The sequence below is a fragment of the Peribacillus sp. NPDC097295 genome, from assembly GCF_044761665.1.
In the GTDB taxonomy this organism is placed as follows: domain Bacteria; phylum Bacillota; class Bacilli; order Bacillales; family DSM-1321; genus Peribacillus.
Genome location: NZ_JBIWCW010000007.1, coordinates 109,612 through 116,392, shown reverse-complemented (window position 1 = coordinate 116,392; position 6,781 = coordinate 109,612). Strand labels below are relative to the sequence as shown.

6 protein-coding genes are annotated in these 6,781 nt (G+C 38.6%); 2 read left to right on the top strand and 4 right to left on the bottom strand.

The window, feature by feature from the left end; translation table 11 throughout:
• Nucleotides 1-1,094, bottom strand: a 1,094-nt coding sequence (locus ACIQXN_RS14015; protein ID WP_402967449.1) for an SH3 domain-containing protein, incomplete at its 3' end; no start/stop codon positions are given.
• Between the two features lie 326 nt (nt 1,095-1,420).
• Here ACIQXN_RS14015 and ACIQXN_RS14010 point away from each other — a divergent pair.
• On the top strand, nt 1,421-1,918 hold the full coding sequence (locus ACIQXN_RS14010) for an amino acid oxidase (RefSeq protein ID WP_402967446.1): 498 nt from the start codon (nt 1,421-1,423) through the stop codon (nt 1,916-1,918).
• A gap of 527 nt (nt 1,919-2,445) precedes the next feature.
• Here ACIQXN_RS14010 and ACIQXN_RS14005 read toward each other — a convergent pair.
• The 3 genes from ACIQXN_RS14005 to ACIQXN_RS13995 form a co-directional block, all read right to left on the bottom strand.
• Nucleotides 2,446-2,760, bottom strand: coding sequence for a thioredoxin family protein (locus ACIQXN_RS14005; RefSeq protein WP_402967443.1), 315 nt, complete (start codon nt 2,758-2,760; stop codon nt 2,446-2,448).
• A 327-nt stretch (nt 2,761-3,087) separates the two neighbouring features.
• On the bottom strand, nt 3,088-4,452 hold the full coding sequence (gene brnQ, locus ACIQXN_RS14000) for a branched-chain amino acid transport system II carrier protein (RefSeq protein WP_402967440.1): 1,365 nt from the start codon (nt 4,450-4,452) through the stop codon (nt 3,088-3,090).
• 32 nt (nt 4,453-4,484) lie between these two features.
• Nucleotides 4,485-5,465, bottom strand: a complete 981-nt coding sequence (locus ACIQXN_RS13995) for a proline racemase family protein (protein WP_402967437.1) — start codon at nt 5,463-5,465, stop codon at nt 4,485-4,487.
• A gap of 247 nt (nt 5,466-5,712) precedes the next feature.
• On the opposite strand from ACIQXN_RS13995, the gene ACIQXN_RS13990 reads away from it, so the two are divergent.
• Nucleotides 5,713-6,705, top strand: coding sequence for a proline dehydrogenase family protein (locus tag ACIQXN_RS13990; protein ID WP_402967434.1), 993 nt, complete (start codon nt 5,713-5,715; stop codon nt 6,703-6,705).
• The last annotated feature ends 76 nt before the right edge of the window (nt 6,706-6,781 follow it).

The following is a 6,781-nucleotide window of genomic DNA, read 5'->3' as shown; positions in this document are numbered from 1 at the left end:
CCGCTTTTGCGCATGTTCAACGTGCCTGAACTCACATTCACATACTTCGTCGTCGTTTTGACCGGAGTCGAAGCTGGTTTTGCCGTGGCTGGCTTAGTTGCCGAAAGGTATTTGGTATTCACATACCCTTCCTTGTTATTCGCTTTGATTTTTGCCCAGCCCTTGGACTCTGAATATACTGTTACCTTCGTGCCTTTCGTTAGCTCCGTTACGATGCTGGCAGTCGCCGAACCGCTTTTGCGCATGTTCAACGTGCCTGAACTCACATTCACATACTTCGTCGTCGTTTTGACCGGAGTCGAAGCTGGTTTTGCCGTGGCTGGCTTGGTTGCCGAAAGGTATTTGGTATTCACATATCCTTCCTTGTTATTCGCTTTGATTTTTGCCCAGCCTTTGGACTCTGAATATACCGTTACCTTCGTGCCTTTCGTTAGCTCTGTGACTATTTTCGCGCTTGCCGAACCGCTTCTGCGCATATTCAACGTACCTGAACTCACATTCACATACTTCGTCGTCGTTTTAACGGGTGTAGCTACTGCCTGTTTGACTGCTCCGGGCTTTTTCGTGGAAAGGTATGTCGTACTCACATAAGCTTCTTTTTCATTCGCTTTGATTTTCGCCCAACCCTTGGATTCCGAATACACCGTTACCTTTGTTCCTTTACTCAGCTTCGCTACTACGGCCGCGCTTGCCGAACCGCTTTTGCGCATATTGAGCGCCCCTGAACTTACATTCACATATTTTGTCGTCGTTTTGACGGTTGCGGTCACTGCTTGCTTAACCGCTCCTGGTTTTTTCGTGGAAAGGTATGTCGTACTCACATAGCCTTCTTTTCCATTCGCTTTGATTTTTGCCCAGCCCTTGGATTCGGAATAGACCGTTATCTTTGTACCTTTGGATAGCTTCGCCACTACGGCAGCGCTTGCCGAACCGCTTTTGCGCATATTCAGCGATCCTGAACTTACATTTACATATTTCGTTGTCGCTTCTATATTTTTTTGTTCGGATGATAGTGGAGCTGCAGAAATATGTTCTTCAAAAGCAACTGTGCTCATTACTGCAAAACATAAAGTCGGTATAATTAACTTCTTCATATCATTCTCCCTACTAAAGTATTGGTTTTTCCATATTAACTTAAATATCGGCTAAAAAAGATATTCTGATATAGGTATTTCCAACCATATTCATGGCATAATTGTGTAGTTATACAAGATTAATACTACTGACCAACAACTTTAATCAAATAGTAAAGTTATTTCATTCCTTGAAATAATGGATAGATTACAACACCCTGGATTAATACGGACGATAGTTTTTATGAAAGTGAGGGAATGACGAAACAAAAAGGAATTTGGTATATTTTGCAGAATAATGAACAAGTAAGAAAGAGAAGAGATCCTAAAAAGGGGGAAAGAGTTACATGAAAAGAATCGTTATCTTAGTAAGCCTGGTATTGTTAGCTGCTTGTTCCAATAGTGAGGTGAAATATGATGGAGCTCCTTTGAAGATTGCCGTAATTGGCGAGACTCCTTCATTTCAAAATAAAAACATTCGCGTTGAACCGTTATCATTAGACAAATTCATTGAAGAATCCACACTAATTTCAGCAAATTACGATGCCGTTATGCTATCAAAAGACGTTTTCGAAGCTGCATCAGACGATAAATTTGTCGATGTATACACTAGTTCGGAAATTCCCATTGTTTTTCTGAATTCCAGTAAAAGGCACTATCCATTTGTTAATGAAGACATTACTTATGAAACAGCCCCTGATTCTTTAACTGATGGTTCGCATACGACCGTTTATTTGCATGATGATCATGCAAATAAAGACGATGCTTGGTTTTTTCATTTAGACGATAAAAAGAATGAGAATGAACTTTATACCAAACTCTTTAAAAAAATTGAGGAGTTATAAAGGATGGTGATCTGGAAATAAAGAAAAGGGCACTTAAACAATCCAATTTGTTTAAGTGTCCTTTTTTTGTGGCAAACAAATATCATAATGGGTGAAGTTGGATTTGGATTTGACTGATATTTTGCTTGTTTTGACCGATAAAAGATCTGATTAGACCGATATAGTGACTAGTTTGACCGATATATCACGTATTTTGACTGATATATGAGACTTCAGCCTAAAAGCTACGATATTTGTACGTATAAAAATCCCCGATACATTCCACTCCTGAGTAGTTTTCTAGCTTCAAGATAAGATATTTATGCATGCTCCCCCATACATCTTTTTAGATATATCGATAAGTGCGATCTTTTTGCCTTACTTCCCTAATAATGACCTTTACCAAAACCAATGATGACTACATCAAATGTTTTCAAAAATGCTTCCTCCCTTAATTATTTTCATATAATATCTACACCCTAAAAATTAATCATGCAACATACAAATAACCCCACATGTATCACATGTGGGGTTACGAAAAGTGCTTATTACAGGTTATTTAAAAACTCATTCACTTGATCTGGAGTTTTAGCGTTTGCACTGTGTAAATGGGCGATTTTCTCTCCATTCTTGAATACCAATAATGATGGGATTCCCATGACGGTCTGTTCTTCGGCAATTTCCGGGAACTCATCTTTATCGATTGTGAACCATTTCTTATCTTGATGCTCAGCTGTGATGTCACCGATGAACATGTCGAGGCGCTTGCAATCCGGGCACCATGTTGTCGTGAAAATCCCGACCGTTAATTCATCTTGTTTGATTTGTTCGCGGTATTCTTGTTCTGTACTGATCGTCTTCATATTATTCTCCTCCGAGCTTTTATAAAAATAGCCTATGTAACATAAGTTACTCAGTGATAAATATATAGGTATTTCCCTCATTGTTCAAATTCTAGCTATGGGTCATCGCTTATATTCCCCGATTAGATAATATATCATGCTATTATATGCAAATAATTATTTTCACATTATATTTAATAATTAAGGTAGGAGATATCGTTATCAGTAAAAAAGATTAGCTCAGTGGCTAATCTTTCAGTTAGTAGACAACGTCGGGTTGGTAGATATTATCGCTAGATTGAAAATACTATTTTTTATATATTAAGAAAGGTCTCGTTTTGAACTAAATCACTTTGATAGATGTGAATTATATTCCAAGTCGATATTGGTATTCTTCGAGGATTTATTTTTAAATAGCATGCCAATGATAAAGCCAATAATGCCGGTAATGATCCAGCCTGCGCCGCTCGTGAAAAATGGAATGAATGAGAATAAGTCATTGATTGTTGAAGTGGCCACATTTGCATCCTTTAGTGCATCCAAAATGGCGACAAGTGTTACGCCCACAATGGTTCCGATATACACCGATTGAGCTCCGCCAAACAGTTTGTCTAAGAAAACTAAAGCAATTAATGCGATAGCAATCGGATATAACAACATTAAGACAGGAGAAGCCATGCTAAGAATCGTATTCAAACCAAAGTTCGTGATGATCAAGCTCACAGCAGAAATCAGAATCAACCATTTTTTGTAGGAAATCGATGGAATGATCCGTTCAAAATACTCTGCAACTGCCGCAAGACAAGCAACATTGGTTGTAATGCCTGTTAAGAAGATGACAACGCCGATTAAGTATAAGCCAACTTGTCCAAATAATGACTTAGAGGCCAACGCAATCAGTTCACCGCCATTTTGCTTATATCCGATGGCATCTATACTAGATGCGCCAATCCAAGCCATGGAAACTTGCAATAAAATCAAGCCTATGAGCGTGACGATCCCGGCTTTAATGAATACCGAAGATACTTCCCTAGCGGACTTTACGCCTAAGGCATCTACAGATTTAATAAAAATACCACCAAAGACAAATGCCGCTAAAACATCCATCGTAAAATAGCCTTGCGTAAAGCCTTTTAGAAAGGCAGCGGTCGATGTTTCATAGCCTGCACCCGATATCGGGGCGTGAATCGAACCCATAGGTGTGAAAATGGATTTTCCCACTAAAATGACTAGCAGGACCCCGAAGATAGGTGTGATCATTTTACCAAGACGATCCACGAATTTGGAAGTCTCCCACGATAAATAGATGGTAAGTCCTATAAAGATGACAGAGAATATTAATAAGAATAATACATGTAAGTTAGAACGAGGAATCAACTGGCGAATACCGATTTCATACACGACACTTGTTGTTCTAGGGATCACGTATAATGGCCCTAATGCTAAAAACAGTAACACGCTAAATACCACGGCGAACTTCGGATGAACCCGCCCCGCCAATTTCTCAACGGTGCCGCCACCCTTCGTTAACGCAATAATCGCCAGGATGACTAAACCAACACCTGTGATGAGAAACCCACTCATGGCAATCACCGTATTCGTACCTGCTTCTTGGCCAAGGACCGGAGCAAAGATGACATTTCCAGCGCCTAAAAACATGGCGAAGAGCATGAATCCAATGATAATGACTTGATAGTTGGATACAGATTTCATAGAAACGCCTCCAAATTAGTATGTTAGAAAAATTAAATAGAGAAGCCTGTTTCATACACATCATGGTGCTGTAATACAAAAAGGTGTTCCCCGGTAATCCATGCCGATCCTGTAATCTCCGGAATAATGGCTTCAATCCCCGCCACTTTTGTATGTTCAACTAGGGTCCCTTTAAACTTTGAACCTATAATACTTTCTTGAATGATAGATTCCCCGGATTTCAAATTCAATGTTGCTATTTTCGCACAAGTTCCAGTCCCACAAGGAGAACGGTCTATTTGTCCATCGCCAAATATGACAACATTACGATAATGATTAGGCCCGACCTTTTCGCTGATTTCTATTAGGTCCACGGTATTGATTTCCGGCTTTAACGGATGTTCGATGGATAGCTGACTGTTTAATTTATCACGAATTTCCAAAGCCTTATGTATCATTTCATTTTTATTATCCAGTGATATTTTCATCCCTAAATCTTGAGCATTCACTATTCCAAAAAAACTTCCTCCAAAGGCCACATCAACCGGAACCTGGAGATTGTTAGAGAGTTGTATCGGGGTATCTTTGTAGAGAACGAAGGAAGAAACATTTTTAAAAGAAACGCTTTCGACCACATGGTCTTTGTATGTAATCAAGCATTCTATCAAACCTGCAGGCGTATCGATAAACACTCGATCTTTTTTTGGGATGATCTCTTTCGTCAGGCACATCGTCACCGTGCCGATCGTTCCATGACCACACATGTTCAGGTATGATCCACTGTCCATGAAGATGACACCTATATCCGCCTTGGGATGAGTCGGTTTTGTTAAGATGGCTCCGAACATATCCTTATGTCCACGAGGCTCATTCATCAGCAGTTTTCGTAAATCATCATAATGATCTCGTACATAATTCTTCTTATCCATCATGGTGTCTCCCAAGATTTCGGGAAATCCATCGATGACGATTCGTGTCGCTTCCCCCATCGTATGTGTATCGATCGTTTTGATTCTCACATTATAATTCTCCATCTCATCCTCCTATTTTTAACAAAAATGAAAGTAATACACATCATAATCCATAAATATCATTTTGAAAAGATAGAAAATAAAGAAAATTCAGTATCGCAACTCTGAAAAAATATATATTTTTCCTTAAAAATCCTTTATTACCAATACTTATTTTTGAATTTTCAAATAAAATCTCAAAAAACCGATTTGATTTTCTTGAAAAAATATTATAATCTTCAAATAATTTCATAATTTAGGGGGCCATCACATGATTTTACGTGATTTCTTTATTCATCTGTCAGAAAATAGAACCTTGAACAGTGCTGCGCAAAGATACGGGTTAAAACTTGGGGCACAAAGTGTTGTCGCAGGAACGAACATCGAAGAAACGATTCATACCATCAAAAACTTGAATCAACAAGGCATTTCTTGTACGGTAGATAATCTTGGAGAATTCGTATTCGAGAAAAGTGAAGCGACGGCTGCGAAGGAACAAATTATCAAGGTTATTGAAGCCATTCATGAAAACCAGGCAGATGCACATATTTCCCTCAAGCCTTCTCAGCTTGGCTTAGACATTGATTATGATTTTTGCCTTCAGAATCTATTGGAAATCACTGCAAAGGCGAAGGAATATAATATTTTCATCAACTTCGATATGGAAAATTATGAACGCTTACATCCTTCATTCGATTTGATGGAAAAAGTGCAAGAGGAATTTGGAAACGTAGGGACCGTCATTCAAGCTTACTTCCATGAGTCGATGGAGAATATTGAAAGATTCAAAGATTACCGTTTAAGAATTGTTAAAGGAGCCTACAAGGAACCTGAAAATATTGCATATCAAAGCAAAGAAGACATCGATAAACACTATATTGCCTTGATTGAATACCATTTACTACACGGAAAATTCACATCGATAGCGACACATGATCACCGTGTCATTAACCATGTCAAAAAATTCGTTATAAAAAATAATATCTCTAAAGATAAATTCGAATTCCAAATGCTCTATGGATTCCGTAAAGAATTACAACTTGAACTAGCAAAAGAAGGCTATAATTTCTGTACATATGTACCATTTGGTGCCGATTGGTATGGGTATTTCATGAGACGCTTAGCGGAGAGACCACAAAACCTGACATTGGTCACAAAGCAAGTCTTCAACAAGAAAACGAATATCGGTATTGGCGTAGCGACAGGAGCTTTCATTTTAGGACGACTTTCGAAAAAACGTTTGGTCAAACAAAAAACACTATAAGGTGAACTAGATGATTCCCGTCTAATACGGGGGTCATTTTTTTTGTTCTGCTGAACATAAAAAACCCGAATAAGGT